This is a genomic window from Enterobacter sp. PP-008-ECC_S150 (assembly GCF_045257065.1).
Lineage (GTDB): Bacteria > Pseudomonadota > Gammaproteobacteria > Enterobacterales > Enterobacteriaceae > Enterobacter > Enterobacter chengduensis.
In genome coordinates, this window is the sequence record NZ_JBJHHG010000039.1 from 1 (window position 1) to 14,126 (window position 14,126).

A 14,126-nucleotide genomic window follows, 5' to 3' on the forward strand; every position below is an offset into this window, starting at 1 on the left:
CAGGCGACAACATCAAGATGGTTGTGACGCTGATCCACCCAATCGCGATGGACGACGGTCTGCGTTTCGCAATCCGTGAAGGCGGCCGTACCGTTGGCGCGGGCGTTGTTGCTAAAGTTCTGGGCTAATTAATTATCCCTGAATAAAAAAAGGACGCTTCGGCGTCCTTTTTTGTTTTCTGCTATTCAAGTTTGGTGACAAAATTTCGCATTTTTTGCCTCCTCCCGCACCGTATTCTGGCGCTTGTGCTATTGTAATCATAACCATTCTCACTTACACTTTGCGCATAATTTGAACGGGAGTCTCTATGTACGTTTGTTTATGTAATGGTGTAAGCGACAAAAAAATACGTCAGGCCGTTCGCCAGTTTCAGCCCCAGTCATTCCAGCAGCTTCGCAAATTTGTTCCGGTGGGAAATCAATGCGGTAAATGTGTACGTGCTGCGCGAGAGATCATGCAGGACGAACTGATGCAGATCCCGGAATACAAAGAGATCGCCTAAGCGCCCATCTTTTTTTTGACATCCCTGTAGCCCGATCTACGCTTCAATGAGTGGAAGCGGAGGGACTATATAATGAAAGGTGATGTTAAAATCATAAGTTATCTCAATAAATTATTGGGAAATGAGCTTGTCGCAATCAACCAGTACTTTCTTCACGCAAGAATGTTTAAAAACTGGGGACTCAAACGTTTAAACGACGTTGAGTACCATGAATCTATAGATGAGATGAAACACGCTGATAAATATATCGAGCGTATTTTATTTCTGGAAGGCATTCCGAACCTGCAGGATCTCGGTAAGCTTGGCATCGGAGAAGACGTCGAAGAGATGCTGCGCTCCGACCTCAGGCTGGAACTTGAAGGCGCTAAAGATCTCCGTGAAGCGATCGCCTATGCTGACAGCGTACATGACTACGTCAGCCGCGATATGATGATCCAGATCCTGGCCGATGAAGAAGGGCATATTGACTGGCTGGAAACAGAGCTGGATCTCATTGCTAAAATCGGCCTGCAAAACTATCTTCAGTCGCAGATTAAAGTGGAAGAGTAGCCCACGTCTTCCAGCCTACGCATAAACCCGCTGCTGCCAGAAATGGCCCAAAAGGCAGCGGGTTTTTTAATGCGTTTTTATCAGGGCGGATTAACGAAAAAACAAGGAAACATAGAAGCGCCATAAGCGCCGCGAGCAATGCCAGCGAGGGCAGTACGCACCAGCCATGCCATGCACCAAGCGTTGCCAGGTATTTCACATCGCCATATCCCATCCCTTCACGCCGGCAGATACACCAATACCCCCAATAAATAACCGCAAAGCCAACATATCCGGCCATCGCACCCGCCACCGCACTCGGCAAAAAATCAGGTTGGATACAGAGCTGAAAGAGCAGTCCCGCCCATAGCAGCGGGCAAAGAAATTTATCGGGAAGCAGACCGGAGCGAATATCGGCATGCACCAGTAAGGCAGTCAGTAAAAGATAGAGCAGCAGAAAGGGGAGGGTGGCTAGCATGAAGAAGGCCTCAAACGGGTTTGAGCGGATACTCGTTCTAATCGGCCTGCCCGGCAATATGCAAAAGCCGCAGTTGCGTAGCGGCTCGAAACAAAGAACTGATCCATGAAAAATTGCATAACACGTTGCGCACGCCTGCGCATCCGGCGTCTATAGCGCTTAATTTCTAAACGGCACTTGCGTCTTGCGCAGATTTACGTATAATGCGCGGGCTTGTCGTAATTGACGGCGGGTTCAATCAGAACCAGAGTAGCTCATTTTGTTACTCAACAATGCTCCCAATTGGGGAGCTACGTAAGAACGGTTACACTCTCCCATCAATCGTAATGGGTTTGAGGAGTAATCATTTTCGTTTATAAAATAATTGGAGCTCTGGTCTCATGCAGAACCAAAGAATCCGTATCCGCCTTAAAGCGTTTGATCATCGTCTGATCGATCAATCAACCGCGGAAATCGTCGAGACTGCTAAGCGCACTGGTGCGCAAGTCCGTGGTCCGATCCCGCTGCCGACCCGCAAAGAGCGCTTCACCGTTCTGATCTCTCCGCACGTTAACAAAGACGCGCGCGATCAGTACGAAATCCGCACTCACAAGCGTCTGGTTGACATCGTTGAGCCAACTGAGAAAACCGTTGATGCTCTGATGCGTCTGGATCTGGCTGCCGGTGTAGACGTGCAGATCAGCCTGGGTTAATCAGGTCATCGAGCGATTGAGAGGTTGAAACAATGATTGGTTTAGTCGGTAAAAAAGTGGGTATGACCCGCATCTTCACTGAAGATGGCGTTTCTATCCCAGTAACCGTAATCGAAGTTGAAGCAAACCGCGTTACTCAGGTTAAAGATCTGGCTAACGATGGCTACCGCGCTATTCAGGTTACCACTGGTGCTAAAAAAGCTAACCGTGTAACCAAACCAGAAGCGGGTCACTTCGCTAAAGCTGGCGTAGAAGCTGGCCGTGGTCTGTGGGAATTCCGTCTTGCTGAAGGCGAAGAGTTCACCGTAGGTCAGGACATTAGCGTTGAGCTGTTTGCTGACGTTAAAAAAGTTGACGTAACCGGTACCTCTAAAGGTAAAGGTTTTGCTGGTACCGTTAAGCGCTGGAACTTCCGTACCCAGGACGCTACCCACGGTAACTCCTTGTCTCACCGCGTTCCGGGTTCTATCGGTCAGAACCAGACTCCGGGCAAAGTGTTCAAAGGCAAGAAAATGGCAGGTCAGCTGGGTAACGAACGTGTAACCGTTCAGAGCCTGGACGTAGTACGTGTTGACGCTGAGCGCAACCTGCTGCTGGTTAAAGGTGCAGTTCCGGGTGCAACCGGTAGCGACCTGATCGTTAAACCAGCTGTGAAGGCGTAAGGGGATAGCAATGGAATTAGTATTGAAAGACGCGCAGAGCGCGCTGACTGTTTCCGAAACTACCTTCGGTCGTGATTTCAACGAAGCGCTGGTTCACCAGGTTGTTGTTGCTTATGCAGCTGGTGCTCGTCAGGGTACTCGTGCTCAGAAGACTCGTGCTGAAGTAACTGGTTCTGGCAAAAAGCCATGGCGCCAGAAAGGTACCGGCCGTGCGCGTTCAGGTTCTATCAAGAGCCCGATCTGGCGTTCAGGTGGCGTGACCTTCGCTGCGCGTCCACAGGACCACAGTCAAAAAGTTAACAAAAAGATGTACCGCGGCGCGCTGAAAAGCATCCTGTCCGAACTGGTACGTCAGGATCGTCTGATCGTTGTCGAGAAGTTCTCTGTTGAAGCGCCTAAAACTAAGCTGCTGGCACAGAAACTGAAAGACATGGCTCTGGAAGATGTGCTGATCATCACCGGTGAGCTGGACGAGAACCTGTTCCTGGCCGCACGTAACCTGCACAAGGTTGACGTACGCGATGCGACTGGTATCGACCCGGTTAGCCTGATCGCCTTCGACAAAGTCGTAATGACTGCTGATGCTGTTAAGCAAGTTGAGGAGATGCTGGCATGATTCGTGAAGAACGTCTGCTGAAGGTGCTTCGCGCACCGCACGTTTCTGAAAAAGCGTCTACTGCGATGGAAAAAACAAACACCATCGTTCTCAAAGTTGCTAAAGACGCGACCAAAGCAGAGATCAAAGCTGCTGTGCAGAAACTGTTTGAAGTCGAAGTCGAAGTCGTTAACACCCTGGTCGTTAAAGGGAAAGTTAAACGTCACGGACAGCGTATCGGTCGTCGTAGCGACTGGAAAAAAGCTTACGTCACCCTGAAAGAAGGCCAGAATCTGGACTTCGTTGGCGGCGCTGAGTAAGTCGGAGGAGTAATACAATGGCAGTTGTTAAATGTAAACCGACATCTCCGGGTCGTCGCCACGTAGTTAAAGTGGTTAACCCTGAGCTGCACAAGGGCAAACCTTTTGCTCCGTTGCTGGAAAAAAACAGCAAATCCGGTGGTCGTAACAACAATGGCCGTATCACCACTCGTCACATCGGTGGTGGCCACAAGCAGGCTTATCGTATTGTTGACTTCAAACGCAACAAAGACGGTATCCCAGCAGTTGTTGAACGTCTTGAGTACGATCCGAACCGTTCCGCGAACATCGCGCTGGTTCTGTACAAAGACGGCGAACGCCGTTACATCCTGGCCCCTAAAGGCCTGAAAGCTGGCGACCAGATTCAGTCTGGCGTTGATGCTGCAATCAAAGCAGGCAACACCCTGCCGATGCGCAATATCCCGGTTGGTTCTACCGTTCATAACGTAGAAATGAAACCAGGTAAAGGCGGTCAGCTGGCGCGTTCCGCGGGTACTTACGTTCAGATCGTTGCGCGTGATGGTGCTTATGTCACCCTGCGTCTGCGTTCTGGTGAAATGCGTAAAGTCGAAGCAGACTGCCGCGCTACTCTGGGCGAAGTTGGCAATGCTGAGCATATGCTGCGCGTTCTGGGTAAAGCAGGTGCTGCACGCTGGCGTGGTGTTCGTCCTACCGTTCGCGGTACTGCGATGAACCCAGTCGACCACCCACATGGTGGTGGTGAAGGTCGTAACTTTGGTAAGCACCCGGTATCTCCGTGGGGCGTTCAGACCAAAGGTAAGAAGACCCGCAGCAACAAGCGTACTGATAAATTTATCGTACGTCGCCGTAGCAAATAATTTTAGAGGATAAGCCATGCCACGTTCTCTCAAGAAAGGTCCTTTTATTGACCTGCACTTGCTGAAGAAGGTAGAGAAAGCGGTGGAAAGCGGAGACAAGAAGCCCCTGCGCACTTGGTCCCGTCGTTCAACGATCTTTCCTAACATGATCGGTTTGACCATCGCTGTCCATAATGGTCGTCAGCACGTTCCAGTCTTTGTTACCGACGAAATGGTTGGTCACAAACTGGGTGAATTCGCACCGACTCGTACTTATCGCGGCCACGCTGCTGATAAAAAAGCGAAGAAGAAATAAGGTAGGAGGAAGAGATGGAAACTTTAGCTCAACATCGCCATGCTCGTTCTTCTGCACAGAAGGTTCGCCTTGTTGCTGACCTGATTCGCGGTAAGAAAGTGTCGCAGGCCCTGGACATCCTGACCTATACCAACAAGAAAGCTGCGGTATTGGTCAAGAAAGTACTGGAATCTGCCATTGCTAACGCTGAACACAACGATGGCGCTGACATCGACGATCTGAAAGTCGCGAAAATTTTCGTAGATGAAGGCCCAAGCATGAAGCGCATTATGCCGCGTGCGAAAGGTCGTGCAGATCGCATCCTGAAGCGCACCAGCCACATTACTGTGGTTGTGTCCGATCGCTGAGACTCTGGAGACTAGCAATGGGTCAGAAAGTACATCCTAATGGTATTCGCCTGGGTATTGTAAAACCATGGAACTCTACCTGGTTTGCGAACACCAAAGAATTCGCTGACAACCTGGACAGCGATTTTAAAGTACGTCAGTACCTGACTAAGGAACTGGCTAAAGCGTCTGTATCTCGTATCGTTATCGAGCGTCCAGCGAAGAGCATCCGTGTGACTATTCACACTGCTCGTCCTGGCATCGTTATCGGTAAGAAAGGCGAAGACGTAGAAAAACTGCGCAAGGTCGTAGCGGATATCGCTGGCGTTCCTGCACAGATCAATATCGCTGAAGTTCGTAAGCCTGAACTGGACGCTAAATTGGTTGCTGACAGCATCACTTCTCAGCTGGAACGTCGTGTTATGTTCCGTCGTGCTATGAAGCGTGCTGTACAGAACGCAATGCGTCTGGGCGCTAAAGGTATCAAAGTTGAAGTTAGCGGCCGTCTGGGCGGCGCGGAAATCGCACGTACCGAATGGTACCGTGAAGGTCGCGTACCGCTGCACACTCTGCGTGCTGACATCGACTACAACACCTCTGAAGCGCACACCACTTACGGTGTAATCGGCGTTAAGGTATGGATCTTCAAAGGTGAGATCCTGGGTGGTATGGCTGCTGTTGAACAACCGGAAAAACCGGCTGCTCAACCTAAAAAGCAGCAGCGTAAAGGCCGTAAATAAGGAGCGTCGCTGATGTTACAACCAAAGCGTACAAAATTCCGTAAAGTGCACAAAGGCCGCAACCGTGGTCTGGCGCAGGGTACGGATGTTAGCTTCGGCACTTTCGGTCTGAAAGCTGTTGGCCGTGGTCGTCTGACTGCACGTCAGATCGAAGCAGCACGTCGTGCAATGACCCGTGCAGTTAAGCGTCAAGGTAAAATTTGGATCCGTGTATTCCCGGACAAACCAATTACCGAGAAGCCGCTGGAAGTTCGTATGGGTAAAGGTAAAGGTAACGTGGAGTACTGGGTTGCCTTGATCCAACCGGGCAAAGTCCTTTATGAAATGGACGGTGTTCCGGAAGAGCTGGCCCGTGAAGCCTTCGGCCTGGCAGCAGCGAAACTGCCTATCAAAACCACCTTTGTAACTAAGACGGTGATGTAATGAAAGCAAAAGAGCTGCGTGAAAAAAGCGTTGAAGAGCTGAACGCTGAGCTGCTGAACCTGCTGCGTGAGCAGTTCAACCTGCGTATGCAGGCTGCAAGTGGCCAGCTGCAACAGACTCACCTGCTGAAGCAAGTGCGTCGCAATGTTGCACGCGTTAAGACTTTACTGACTCAGAAGGCGGGTGCGTAATGACCGATAAAATCCGTACTCTGCAAGGTCGTGTTGTTAGCGACAAAATGGAGAAATCCATTGTTGTAGCTATCGAACGTATTGTGAAACACCCGATCTACGGTAAATTCATCAAGCGTACGACCAAACTGCACGTACATGACGAGAACAACGAATGTGGTATCGGCGACAAGGTTGAAATCCGTGAATGCCGTCCACTGTCCAAGACTAAGTCCTGGACGCTGGTTCGCGTTGTAGAGAAAGCGGTTCTGTAATACAGTACGCCTTCTCAATACGAATAAACGGCTCAGCGATGAGCCGTTTATTTTTTCTACCCATATTGCAGAAGCGGTGTTATAATGCCGCGCCCTCGATATGGGGCTTTTTAACGGCTCTGATTTTAGAGTCTCAGGTAGTAGTTGACATTAGCGGAGCACTAAAATGATCCAAGAACAGACTATGCTGAACGTCGCCGACAACTCCGGTGCACGTCGCGTAATGTGTATCAAGGTTCTGGGTGGCTCGCACCGTCGCTACGCAGGCGTAGGCGACATCATCAAGATCACCATCAAGGAAGCAATTCCACGTGGTAAGGTCAAAAAAGGTGATGTGCTGAAGGCGGTAGTGGTGCGCACCAAGAAGGGTGTTCGTCGCCCTGACGGTTCTGTCATTCGCTTCGATGGTAATGCATGCGTTATTTTAAACAATAACAGCGAGCAGCCTATCGGCACGCGTATCTTTGGGCCGGTAACTCGTGAACTTCGTACTGAGAAGTTCATGAAAATTATCTCTCTGGCACCAGAAGTACTCTAAGGAGCGAATCATGGCAGCGAAAATCCGTCGTGATGACGAAGTTATCGTGTTAACCGGTAAAGATAAAGGTAAACGCGGTAAAGTAAAAAATGTTCTGTCTTCCGGCAAACTTGTCGTTGAAGGTATCAACCTGGTTAAGAAACATCAGAAGCCGGTTCCGGCCCTGAACCAACCAGGTGGCATCGTTGAAAAAGAAGCTGCTATTCAGGTTTCTAACGTTGCAATCTTCAATGCGGCTACCGGCAAGGCTGACCGTGTAGGCTTTAGATTCGAAGACGGCAAAAAAGTCCGTTTCTTCAAGTCTAACAGCGAAACTATCAAGTAATTTGGAGTAGTACGATGGCGAAACTGCATGATTACTACAAAGACGAAGTAGTTAAGAAACTCATGACCGAGTTTAACTACAATTCTGTCATGCAAGTCCCTCGGGTCGAGAAGATCACCCTGAACATGGGTGTTGGTGAAGCGATCGCTGACAAGAAACTGCTGGATAACGCAGCAGCTGACCTGACAGCAATCTCCGGTCAAAAACCGCTGATCACCAAAGCACGCAAATCTGTTGCAGGCTTCAAAATCCGTCAGGGCTATCCGATCGGCTGTAAAGTAACTCTGCGTGGCGAACGCATGTGGGAGTTCTTTGAGCGCCTGATCACTATTGCTGTTCCACGTATCCGTGACTTCCGTGGCTTGTCCGCTAAGTCTTTCGACGGTCGTGGTAACTACAGCATGGGTGTCCGTGAGCAGATCATCTTCCCAGAAATCGACTACGATAAAGTCGACCGCGTGCGTGGTTTGGATATTACCATTACCACTACTGCGAAATCTGACGAAGAAGGCCGTGCTCTGCTGGCTGCCTTTGACTTCCCGTTCCGCAAGTAAGGTAGGGTTACTGAATGGCTAAGCAATCAATGAAAGCACGCGAAGTAAAGCGCGTAGCTTTAGCTGATAAATTCTTCGCTAAACGCGCTGAACTGAAAGCGATCATTTCTGATGTGAACGCTTCCGACGAAGATCGTTGGAATGCGGTTCTCAAGCTGCAGTCTCTGCCGCGTGATTCCAGCCCGTCTCGTCAGCGTAACCGCTGTCGTCAAACAGGTCGTCCACATGGTTATGTGGGCAAGTTTGGGTTGAGCCGTATCAAACTGCGTGAAGCCGCCATGCGCGGTGAAGTGCCAGGCTTGAAAAAGGCTAGCTGGTAATTACCAATTGAATCACGGGAGTAAAGACAGATGAGCATGCAAGATCCGATCGCGGATATGCTGACCCGTATCCGTAACGGTCAGGCCGCGAACAAAGTTGCGGTCACCATGCCTTCCGCCAAGCTGAAAGTGGCAATTGCCAACGTGCTGAAGGAAGAAGGTTTTATCGAAGATTTTAAAGTTGAAGGCGACACCAAGCCGGAACTGGAACTTACTCTCAAGTATTTCCAGGGTAAAGCTGTTGTAGAAAGCATTCAGCGTGTCAGCCGCCCAGGCCTGCGCATCTATAAGAAAAAAGATGAGCTGCCAAAAGTTATGGCTGGCCTTGGTATCGCAGTTGTTTCTACCTCTAAAGGTGTTATGACTGATCGTGCAGCGCGCCAGGCTGGTCTTGGTGGCGAAATTATCTGCTACGTAGCCTAATCGGAGGAAAGAATGTCTCGTGTTGCTAAAGCACCGGTCGTTATTCCTGCCGGCGTTGATGTAAAAATCGACGGTCAGGTTATTACGATCAAAGGTAAAAACGGCGAGCTGACTCGTACCCTCAACAAAGCTGTTGAAGTTAAACATGCAGATAACGCTCTGACCTTCGGTCCACGTGATGGTTTCGTGGATGGATGGGCTCAGGCTGGTACCGCGCGTGCCCTGCTGAACTCAATGGTTGTTGGTGTTACCGAAGGCTTCACTAAAAAGCTTCAGCTGGTTGGTGTAGGTTATCGTGCAGCTATCAAAGGGAATGCAGTAGGCCTGTCTCTGGGCTTCTCACACCCTGTTGAGCATCCGCTGCCGGCCGGTATCACTGCAGAATGTCCGACTCAAACTGAAATCGTGCTGAAAGGCGCTGATAAACAGCTGATCGGCCAGGTTGCAGCAGATCTGCGCGCCTACCGTCGTCCTGAGCCTTACAAAGGCAAGGGTGTTCGTTACGCCGACGAAGTCGTGCGTACCAAAGAGGCTAAGAAGAAGTAAGGTAACACTATGGATAAGAAATCTGCTCGTATCCGTCGTGCGACCCGCGCACGCCGCAAGCTCAAAGAGCTGGGTGCAACTCGCCTGGTGGTACATCGTACCCCGCGTCATATTTACGCACAGGTAATTGCACCGAACGGTTCTGAAGTTCTGGTAGCTGCTTCTACTGTAGAAAAAGCTATCTCAGAACAATTGAAGTACACCGGTAACAAAGACGCCGCTGCAGCTGTAGGTAAAGCTGTTGCTGAACGCGCTCTGGAAAAAGGCATCAGCAATGTTTCCTTTGACCGTTCCGGGTTCCAATATCATGGTCGTGTCCAGGCACTGGCAGATGCTGCCCGTGAAGCTGGCCTTCAGTTCTAAGGTAGAGGTGTAAGATGGCTCACATCGAAAAACAGGCTGGCGAACTGCAGGAAAAGCTGATCGCGGTAAACCGCGTATCTAAAACCGTTAAAGGTGGTCGTATTTTCTCCTTCACAGCTCTGACTGTAGTAGGCGATGGTAACGGTCGCGTTGGTTTTGGTTACGGTAAAGCGCGTGAAGTTCCAGCAGCGATCCAGAAAGCGATGGAAAAAGCCCGTCGCAATATGATTAACGTCGCGCTGAACAACGGCACCCTGCAGCACCCAGTTAAAGGTGTTCACACGGGTTCTCGTGTATTCATGCAGCCAGCTTCAGAAGGTACCGGTATCATCGCCGGTGGTGCAATGCGCGCCGTTCTGGAAGTTGCTGGGGTTCATAACGTTCTGGCCAAAGCATATGGTTCCACCAACCCGATCAACGTGGTTCGTGCAACTATTGATGGCCTGGAAAATATGAATTCTCCAGAAATGGTCGCTGCCAAGCGTGGTAAATCCGTTGAAGAAATTCTGGGGTAATTGACCATGGCAAAGACTATTAAAATCACTCAAACCCGCAGTGCAATCGGTCGTCTGCCGAAACACAAGGCAACGCTGCTTGGCCTGGGTCTGCGTCGTATTGGTCATACCGTTGAGCGCGAGGATACTCCTGCTGTTCGTGGTATGGTCAACGCGGTTTACTTCATGGTTAAAGTTGAGGAGTAAGAGATGCGTTTAAATACTCTGTCTCCGGCCGAAGGCTCTAAAAAGGCGGGTAAACGCCTGGGTCGTGGTATCGGTTCTGGCCTCGGCAAAACCGGTGGTCGTGGTCACAAAGGTCAGAACTCTCGTTCTGGCGGTGGCGTACGTCGCGGTTTCGAGGGTGGCCAGATGCCACTGTACCGTCGTCTGCCGAAGTTCGGCTTCACCTCTCGCAAAGCAGCGATCACAGCGGAAATCCGTCTGTCTGACCTGGCGAAAGTTGAAGGCGGCGTTGTAGACCTGAACACGCTGAAAGCAGCAAACATTATCGGTATCCAGATCGAGTTCGCGAAAGTGATCCTGGCTGGTGAAGTTTCTACTCCGGTAACTGTTCGTGGCCTGCGTGTTACTAAAGGTGCTCGTGCTGCTATCGAAGCTGCTGGCGGTAAAATTGAGGAATAAGTAGCAGATGGCTAAGCAACCGGGATTAGATTTTCAAAGTGCCAAAGGTGGATTTGGCGAGCTGAAACGCAGACTGCTGTTTGTTATCGGCGCGCTGATTGTGTTCCGTATTGGCTCTTTTATTCCGATCCCTGGTATCGATGCCGCTGTACTTGCCAAACTGCTTGAGCAACAGCGAGGCACCATCATTGAAATGTTCAACATGTTCTCTGGTGGTGCTCTCAGCCGTGCTTCTATCTTCGCATTGGGTATTATGCCGTACATTTCGGCATCTATTATTATCCAGCTGCTGACGGTCGTTCATCCGGCCCTGGCAGAGTTGAAGAAAGAAGGGGAGTCTGGACGTCGTAAGATTAGTCAGTACACCCGTTACGGTACTCTGGTGCTGGCAATATTCCAGTCGATCGGTATTGCTACCGGTCTGCCGAATATGCCTGGTATGCAGGGCCTGGTGTTAAACCCAGGCTTTGCATTCTACTTCACCGCTGTTGTAAGTCTGGTCACAGGGACAATGTTCCTGATGTGGCTCGGCGAACAGATTACTGAACGTGGTATCGGTAACGGTATCTCAATCATTATCTTCGCCGGTATTGTTGCGGGCCTCCCGCCAGCCATCGCCCATACTATCGAGCAAGCGCGTCAAGGCGACCTGCACTTCCTCCTGTTGCTGTTGGTTGCAGTATTAGTATTTGCAGTGACGTTCTTTGTTGTCTTCGTTGAACGTGGTCAACGCCGCATTGTGGTGAACTACGCTAAACGTCAGCAGGGTCGTCGTGTCTATGCTGCACAGAGCACACATTTACCGCTGAAAGTGAACATGGCGGGGGTTATCCCGGCTATCTTCGCTTCCAGTATTATTCTGTTCCCGGCAACCATCGCGTCATGGTTCGGGGGCGGTACTGGTTGGAACTGGCTGACAACAATTTCGCTGTATTTGCAGCCTGGGCAACCACTTTATGTGTTACTCTATGCGTCTGCGATCATCTTCTTCTGTTTCTTCTACACGGCGTTGGTCTTCAACCCGCGTGAAACAGCAGATAACCTGAAGAAGTCCGGTGCATTTGTACCAGGAATTCGTCCGGGAGAGCAAACGGCGAAGTATATCGATAAAGTAATGACTCGCCTGACTTTGGTTGGTGCGCTTTATATTACTTTTATCTGCCTGATCCCGGAGTTCATGCGTGATGCAATGAAAGTACCGTTCTACTTCGGTGGGACCTCACTGCTTATCGTTGTTGTCGTGATTATGGACTTTATGGCTCAAGTGCAAACTCTGATGATGTCGAGTCAGTACGAGTCTGCATTGAAGAAGGCGAACCTGAAAGGCTACGGCCGCTAAATGGTCGCCTGAGAAGTTACGGAGAGTAAAAATGAAAGTTCGTGCTTCCGTCAAGAAATTATGCCGTAACTGCAAAATCGTTAAGCGTGATGGTGTCATCCGTGTGATTTGCAGTGCCGAGCCGAAGCATAAACAGCGCCAAGGCTGATTATTTCGCATATTTTTCTTGCAAAGTTGGGTTGAGCTGGCTAGATTAGCCAGCCAATCTTTTGTATGTCTGTACGTTTCCATTTGAGTATCCTGAAAACGGGCTTTTCAGCATGGTGCGTACATATTAAATAGTAGGAGTGCATAGTGGCCCGTATAGCAGGCATTAACATTCCTGATCAGAAACATGCTGTGATCGCATTAACTTCGATCTACGGCGTCGGCAAGACCCGTTCTAAAGCCATTCTGGCTGCAGCGGGTATCGCTGAAGATGTTAAGATCAGTGAGCTGTCTGAAGAACAAATCGACACGCTGCGTGACGAAGTTGCCAAATTTGTCGTTGAAGGTGATCTGCGCCGTGAAATCAGCATGAGCATCAAGCGCCTGATGGATCTTGGTTGCTATCGCGGTTTGCGTCATCGTCGTGGTCTGCCAGTGCGCGGTCAGCGTACTAAGACCAACGCACGTACCCGTAAGGGTCCGCGCAAACCGATCAAGAAATAATCGGGGTGATTGAATAATGGCAAAGGCACCAGTTCGTGCACGTAAACGTGTAAGAAAACAAGTCTCTGACGGCGTGGCTCATATCCATGCTTCTTTCAACAACACCATCGTTACTATTACTGATCGTCAGGGTAACGCATTGGGTTGGGCAACAGCCGGTGGTTCCGGTTTCCGTGGTTCTCGCAAATCCACTCCGTTCGCAGCTCAGGTTGCAGCAGAGCGTTGCGCAGAAGCCGTAAAAGAATACGGCATCAAGAATCTGGAAGTTATGGTTAAAGGTCCGGGTCCGGGTCGTGAATCTACTGTTCGCGCTCTGAACGCCGCTGGTTTCCGCATCACGAATATTACTGATGTGACTCCGATCCCTCATAACGGTTGTCGTCCGCCGAAAAAACGTCGCGTATAACGCTCCGTTTTTTAGGTTAGTTGGAGATAGAAAATGGCAAGATATTTGGGTCCTAAGCTCAAGCTGAGCCGTCGTGAGGGCACCGACTTATTCCTTAAGTCTGGCGTTCGCGCGATCGATACCAAGTGTAAAATTGAACAAGCTCCTGGCCAGCACGGTGCGCGTAAACCGCGTCTGTCTGACTATGGTGTGCAGTTGCGTGAAAAGCAAAAAGTTCGCCGTATGTACGGTGTGCTGGAGCGTCAGTTCCGTAACTACTATAAAGAAGCAGCACGTCTGAAAGGCAACACGGGTGAAAACCTGCTGGCTCTGCTGGAAGGTCGTCTGGACAACGTTGTATACCGTATGGGCTTCGGCGCTACTCGTGCTGAATCACGTCAGCTGGTTAGCCACAAAGCAATCATGGTAAACGGTCGTGTTGTTAACATCGCTTCTTATCAGGTTAAAGCGAATGACGTTGTTAGCATTCGTGAGAAAGCGAAAAAGCAATCTCGCGTGAAGGCCGCTCTGGAGCTGGCTGAGCAGCGTGAAAAGCCAACCTGGCTGGAAGTTGATGCTGGCAAGATGGAAGGTACGTTCAAGCGTCAGCCAGAACGTTCTGATCTGTCTGCGGACATTAACGAACACCTGATCGTCGAGCTTTACTCCAAGTAAAGCTTAGTACCAAAGAGAGGACA

29 protein-coding genes and 1 pseudogene are annotated in these 14,126 nt (G+C 50.1%); 29 read left to right on the plus strand and 1 reads right to left on the minus strand.

Features of this window, described 5'->3' with window-relative positions:
• From tuf to bfr, 3 genes and pseudogenes are all read left to right on the plus strand, one after another.
• Positions 1-128 (plus strand): annotated as a pseudogene (tuf, locus tag ACJBF3_RS24950) (elongation factor Tu); the annotation flags it as partial.
• A gap of 179 nt (positions 129-307) precedes the next feature.
• Entirely contained in the window at positions 308-502 is a 195-nt protein-coding gene (bfd, locus tag ACJBF3_RS24955) for a bacterioferritin-associated ferredoxin (protein ID WP_008503493.1), read from the plus strand.
• A 72-nt stretch (positions 503-574) separates the two neighbouring features.
• Complete coding sequence (gene bfr / locus ACJBF3_RS24960; RefSeq protein WP_008503492.1) at positions 575-1,051, plus strand: bacterioferritin; 477 nt, start codon at positions 575-577, stop codon at positions 1,049-1,051.
• Here the strand turns inward: bfr and ACJBF3_RS24965 are convergent.
• Positions 1,035-1,508, minus strand: coding sequence for an A24 family peptidase (locus tag ACJBF3_RS24965; RefSeq protein WP_045331794.1), 474 nt, complete (start codon positions 1,506-1,508; stop codon positions 1,035-1,037). The genes bfr and ACJBF3_RS24965 overlap by 17 nt on opposite strands.
• 380 nt (positions 1,509-1,888) lie before the next feature.
• Here ACJBF3_RS24965 and rpsJ point away from each other — a divergent pair, with 380 nt between their 5' ends.
• The 26 genes from rpsJ to rpsD all read left to right on the plus strand — a co-directional run bounded on the left by rpsJ (position 1,889) and on the right by rpsD (position 14,103).
• On the plus strand, positions 1,889-2,200 hold the full coding sequence (rpsJ, locus tag ACJBF3_RS24970; protein ID WP_001181005.1) for a 30S ribosomal protein S10: 312 nt from the start codon (positions 1,889-1,891) through the stop codon (positions 2,198-2,200).
• A 32-nt stretch (positions 2,201-2,232) separates the two neighbouring features.
• Positions 2,233-2,862 (plus strand): 50S ribosomal protein L3, encoded by a 630-nt coding sequence (gene rplC / locus ACJBF3_RS24975; protein WP_003863274.1) that lies wholly within the window; start codon positions 2,233-2,235, stop codon positions 2,860-2,862.
• A gap of 10 nt (positions 2,863-2,872) precedes the next feature.
• Positions 2,873-3,478, plus strand: a complete 606-nt coding sequence (rplD, locus tag ACJBF3_RS24980; RefSeq protein WP_000424395.1) for a 50S ribosomal protein L4 — start codon at positions 2,873-2,875, stop codon at positions 3,476-3,478.
• Positions 3,475-3,777: a 50S ribosomal protein L23 gene (gene rplW / locus ACJBF3_RS24985; RefSeq protein WP_000617546.1), complete on the plus strand. Its 303-nt coding sequence runs from the start codon at positions 3,475-3,477 to the stop codon at positions 3,775-3,777. Before rplD ends, rplW begins: the two co-directional genes overlap by 4 nt.
• A 17-nt stretch (positions 3,778-3,794) precedes the next feature.
• Positions 3,795-4,616, plus strand: coding sequence for a 50S ribosomal protein L2 (gene rplB / locus ACJBF3_RS24990; protein ID WP_008457150.1), 822 nt, complete (start codon positions 3,795-3,797; stop codon positions 4,614-4,616).
• Positions 4,617-4,632: 16 nt separating this feature from the next.
• Complete coding sequence (rpsS, locus tag ACJBF3_RS24995) at positions 4,633-4,911, plus strand: 30S ribosomal protein S19 (protein WP_001138117.1); 279 nt, start codon at positions 4,633-4,635, stop codon at positions 4,909-4,911.
• 14 nt (positions 4,912-4,925) lie between these two features.
• Positions 4,926-5,258, plus strand: a complete 333-nt coding sequence (gene rplV / locus ACJBF3_RS25000; protein ID WP_002919773.1) for a 50S ribosomal protein L22 — start codon at positions 4,926-4,928, stop codon at positions 5,256-5,258.
• Between the two features lie 17 nt (positions 5,259-5,275).
• On the plus strand, positions 5,276-5,977 hold the full coding sequence (rpsC, locus tag ACJBF3_RS25005) for a 30S ribosomal protein S3 (RefSeq protein WP_000529945.1): 702 nt from the start codon (positions 5,276-5,278) through the stop codon (positions 5,975-5,977).
• A gap of 12 nt (positions 5,978-5,989) precedes the next feature.
• Positions 5,990-6,400, plus strand: a complete 411-nt coding sequence (gene rplP, locus ACJBF3_RS25010) for a 50S ribosomal protein L16 (protein ID WP_002919759.1) — start codon at positions 5,990-5,992, stop codon at positions 6,398-6,400.
• Positions 6,400-6,591 (plus strand): 50S ribosomal protein L29, encoded by a 192-nt coding sequence (rpmC, locus tag ACJBF3_RS25015; RefSeq protein WP_003863282.1) that lies wholly within the window; start codon positions 6,400-6,402, stop codon positions 6,589-6,591. Before rplP ends, rpmC begins: the two co-directional genes overlap by 1 nt.
• Positions 6,591-6,845 carry a 30S ribosomal protein S17 gene (gene rpsQ / locus ACJBF3_RS25020; protein WP_008503489.1) on the plus strand — a complete coding sequence of 85 codons (255 nt, stop codon included), beginning with the start codon at positions 6,591-6,593 and terminating at the stop codon, positions 6,843-6,845. Before rpmC ends, rpsQ begins: the two co-directional genes overlap by 1 nt.
• Before the next feature lie 166 nt (positions 6,846-7,011).
• Complete coding sequence (rplN, locus tag ACJBF3_RS25025) at positions 7,012-7,383, plus strand: 50S ribosomal protein L14 (RefSeq protein ID WP_002919748.1); 372 nt, start codon at positions 7,012-7,014, stop codon at positions 7,381-7,383.
• Positions 7,384-7,393: 10 nt separating this feature from the next.
• On the plus strand, positions 7,394-7,708 hold the full coding sequence (gene rplX / locus ACJBF3_RS25030; RefSeq protein ID WP_003863287.1) for a 50S ribosomal protein L24: 315 nt from the start codon (positions 7,394-7,396) through the stop codon (positions 7,706-7,708).
• Between the two features lie 14 nt (positions 7,709-7,722).
• A complete protein-coding gene (rplE, locus tag ACJBF3_RS25035) occupies positions 7,723-8,262 on the plus strand; it encodes a 50S ribosomal protein L5 (protein WP_001096202.1) in 540 nt (179 codons plus the stop codon).
• A gap of 14 nt (positions 8,263-8,276) precedes the next feature.
• On the plus strand, positions 8,277-8,582 hold the full coding sequence (rpsN, locus tag ACJBF3_RS25040; RefSeq protein WP_003863291.1) for a 30S ribosomal protein S14: 306 nt from the start codon (positions 8,277-8,279) through the stop codon (positions 8,580-8,582).
• 30 nt (positions 8,583-8,612) lie between these two features.
• Positions 8,613-9,005 (plus strand): 30S ribosomal protein S8, encoded by a 393-nt coding sequence (gene rpsH, locus ACJBF3_RS25045; protein WP_006178918.1) that lies wholly within the window; start codon positions 8,613-8,615, stop codon positions 9,003-9,005.
• A gap of 12 nt (positions 9,006-9,017) precedes the next feature.
• The gene (gene rplF, locus ACJBF3_RS25050) at positions 9,018-9,551 is read left to right on the plus strand and encodes a 50S ribosomal protein L6 (protein ID WP_003863296.1); all 534 of its coding nucleotides are present in this window, start codon (positions 9,018-9,020) and stop codon (positions 9,549-9,551) included.
• Between the two features lie 9 nt (positions 9,552-9,560).
• Positions 9,561-9,914 carry a 50S ribosomal protein L18 gene (gene rplR / locus ACJBF3_RS25055; protein ID WP_003863297.1) on the plus strand — a complete coding sequence of 118 codons (354 nt, stop codon included), beginning with the start codon at positions 9,561-9,563 and terminating at the stop codon, positions 9,912-9,914.
• Positions 9,915-9,928: 14 nt separating this feature from the next.
• Positions 9,929-10,429: a 30S ribosomal protein S5 gene (gene rpsE, locus ACJBF3_RS25060; protein WP_003863299.1), complete on the plus strand. Its 501-nt coding sequence runs from the start codon at positions 9,929-9,931 to the stop codon at positions 10,427-10,429.
• Positions 10,430-10,435: 6 nt separating this feature from the next.
• Positions 10,436-10,615: a 50S ribosomal protein L30 gene (gene rpmD / locus ACJBF3_RS25065; RefSeq protein WP_003863301.1), complete on the plus strand. Its 180-nt coding sequence runs from the start codon at positions 10,436-10,438 to the stop codon at positions 10,613-10,615.
• 3 nt (positions 10,616-10,618) lie between these two features.
• Positions 10,619-11,053: a 50S ribosomal protein L15 gene (rplO, locus tag ACJBF3_RS25070; RefSeq protein WP_003863304.1), complete on the plus strand. Its 435-nt coding sequence runs from the start codon at positions 10,619-10,621 to the stop codon at positions 11,051-11,053.
• 7 nt (positions 11,054-11,060) lie between these two features.
• A complete protein-coding gene (secY, locus tag ACJBF3_RS25075; RefSeq protein WP_003863305.1) occupies positions 11,061-12,392 on the plus strand; it encodes a preprotein translocase subunit SecY in 1,332 nt (443 codons plus the stop codon).
• Between the two features lie 31 nt (positions 12,393-12,423).
• Positions 12,424-12,540, plus strand: a complete 117-nt coding sequence (gene rpmJ, locus ACJBF3_RS25080) for a 50S ribosomal protein L36 (RefSeq protein WP_000868187.1) — start codon at positions 12,424-12,426, stop codon at positions 12,538-12,540.
• A gap of 146 nt (positions 12,541-12,686) precedes the next feature.
• Entirely contained in the window at positions 12,687-13,043 is a 357-nt protein-coding gene (rpsM, locus tag ACJBF3_RS25085; protein ID WP_003863308.1) for a 30S ribosomal protein S13, read from the plus strand.
• Between the two features lie 16 nt (positions 13,044-13,059).
• The gene (gene rpsK, locus ACJBF3_RS25090; protein WP_003863312.1) at positions 13,060-13,449 is read left to right on the plus strand and encodes a 30S ribosomal protein S11; all 390 of its coding nucleotides are present in this window, start codon (positions 13,060-13,062) and stop codon (positions 13,447-13,449) included.
• Positions 13,450-13,482: 33 nt separating this feature from the next.
• Complete coding sequence (gene rpsD, locus ACJBF3_RS25095; RefSeq protein WP_004868345.1) at positions 13,483-14,103, plus strand: 30S ribosomal protein S4; 621 nt, start codon at positions 13,483-13,485, stop codon at positions 14,101-14,103.
• The last annotated feature ends 23 nt before the right edge of the window (positions 14,104-14,126 follow it).

Excerpts from the sequence above, each read along its gene's own strand:
- bfd (WP_008503493.1), top strand. The coding sequence starts at position 308 with ATGTACGTTTGTTTATGTAATGGTGTAAGCGACAAAAAAATACGTCAG.
- bfr (WP_008503492.1), top strand. The coding sequence starts at position 575 with ATGAAAGGTGATGTTAAAATCATAAGTTATCTCAATAAATTATTGGGA.
- ACJBF3_RS24965 (WP_045331794.1), bottom strand. The coding sequence starts at position 1,508 with ATGCTAGCCACCCTCCCCTTTCTGCTGCTCTATCTTTTACTGACTGCC.
- rpsJ (WP_001181005.1), top strand. The coding sequence starts at position 1,889 with ATGCAGAACCAAAGAATCCGTATCCGCCTTAAAGCGTTTGATCATCGT.
- rplC (WP_003863274.1), top strand. The coding sequence starts at position 2,233 with ATGATTGGTTTAGTCGGTAAAAAAGTGGGTATGACCCGCATCTTCACT.
- rplD (WP_000424395.1), top strand. The coding sequence starts at position 2,873 with ATGGAATTAGTATTGAAAGACGCGCAGAGCGCGCTGACTGTTTCCGAA.
- rplW (WP_000617546.1), top strand. The coding sequence starts at position 3,475 with ATGATTCGTGAAGAACGTCTGCTGAAGGTGCTTCGCGCACCGCACGTT.
- rplB (WP_008457150.1), top strand. The coding sequence starts at position 3,795 with ATGGCAGTTGTTAAATGTAAACCGACATCTCCGGGTCGTCGCCACGTA.
- rpsS (WP_001138117.1), top strand. The coding sequence starts at position 4,633 with ATGCCACGTTCTCTCAAGAAAGGTCCTTTTATTGACCTGCACTTGCTG.
- rplV (WP_002919773.1), top strand. The coding sequence starts at position 4,926 with ATGGAAACTTTAGCTCAACATCGCCATGCTCGTTCTTCTGCACAGAAG.
- rpsC (WP_000529945.1), top strand. The coding sequence starts at position 5,276 with ATGGGTCAGAAAGTACATCCTAATGGTATTCGCCTGGGTATTGTAAAA.
- rplP (WP_002919759.1), top strand. The coding sequence starts at position 5,990 with ATGTTACAACCAAAGCGTACAAAATTCCGTAAAGTGCACAAAGGCCGC.
- rpmC (WP_003863282.1), top strand. The coding sequence starts at position 6,400 with ATGAAAGCAAAAGAGCTGCGTGAAAAAAGCGTTGAAGAGCTGAACGCT.
- rpsQ (WP_008503489.1), top strand. The coding sequence starts at position 6,591 with ATGACCGATAAAATCCGTACTCTGCAAGGTCGTGTTGTTAGCGACAAA.
- rplN (WP_002919748.1), top strand. The coding sequence starts at position 7,012 with ATGATCCAAGAACAGACTATGCTGAACGTCGCCGACAACTCCGGTGCA.
- rplX (WP_003863287.1), top strand. The coding sequence starts at position 7,394 with ATGGCAGCGAAAATCCGTCGTGATGACGAAGTTATCGTGTTAACCGGT.
- rplE (WP_001096202.1), top strand. The coding sequence starts at position 7,723 with ATGGCGAAACTGCATGATTACTACAAAGACGAAGTAGTTAAGAAACTC.
- rpsN (WP_003863291.1), top strand. The coding sequence starts at position 8,277 with ATGGCTAAGCAATCAATGAAAGCACGCGAAGTAAAGCGCGTAGCTTTA.
- rpsH (WP_006178918.1), top strand. The coding sequence starts at position 8,613 with ATGAGCATGCAAGATCCGATCGCGGATATGCTGACCCGTATCCGTAAC.
- rplF (WP_003863296.1), top strand. The coding sequence starts at position 9,018 with ATGTCTCGTGTTGCTAAAGCACCGGTCGTTATTCCTGCCGGCGTTGAT.
- rplR (WP_003863297.1), top strand. The coding sequence starts at position 9,561 with ATGGATAAGAAATCTGCTCGTATCCGTCGTGCGACCCGCGCACGCCGC.
- rpsE (WP_003863299.1), top strand. The coding sequence starts at position 9,929 with ATGGCTCACATCGAAAAACAGGCTGGCGAACTGCAGGAAAAGCTGATC.
- rpmD (WP_003863301.1), top strand. The coding sequence starts at position 10,436 with ATGGCAAAGACTATTAAAATCACTCAAACCCGCAGTGCAATCGGTCGT.
- rplO (WP_003863304.1), top strand. The coding sequence starts at position 10,619 with ATGCGTTTAAATACTCTGTCTCCGGCCGAAGGCTCTAAAAAGGCGGGT.
- secY (WP_003863305.1), top strand. The coding sequence starts at position 11,061 with ATGGCTAAGCAACCGGGATTAGATTTTCAAAGTGCCAAAGGTGGATTT.
- rpmJ (WP_000868187.1), top strand. The coding sequence starts at position 12,424 with ATGAAAGTTCGTGCTTCCGTCAAGAAATTATGCCGTAACTGCAAAATC.
- rpsK (WP_003863312.1), top strand. The coding sequence starts at position 13,060 with ATGGCAAAGGCACCAGTTCGTGCACGTAAACGTGTAAGAAAACAAGTC.
- rpsD (WP_004868345.1), top strand. The coding sequence starts at position 13,483 with ATGGCAAGATATTTGGGTCCTAAGCTCAAGCTGAGCCGTCGTGAGGGC.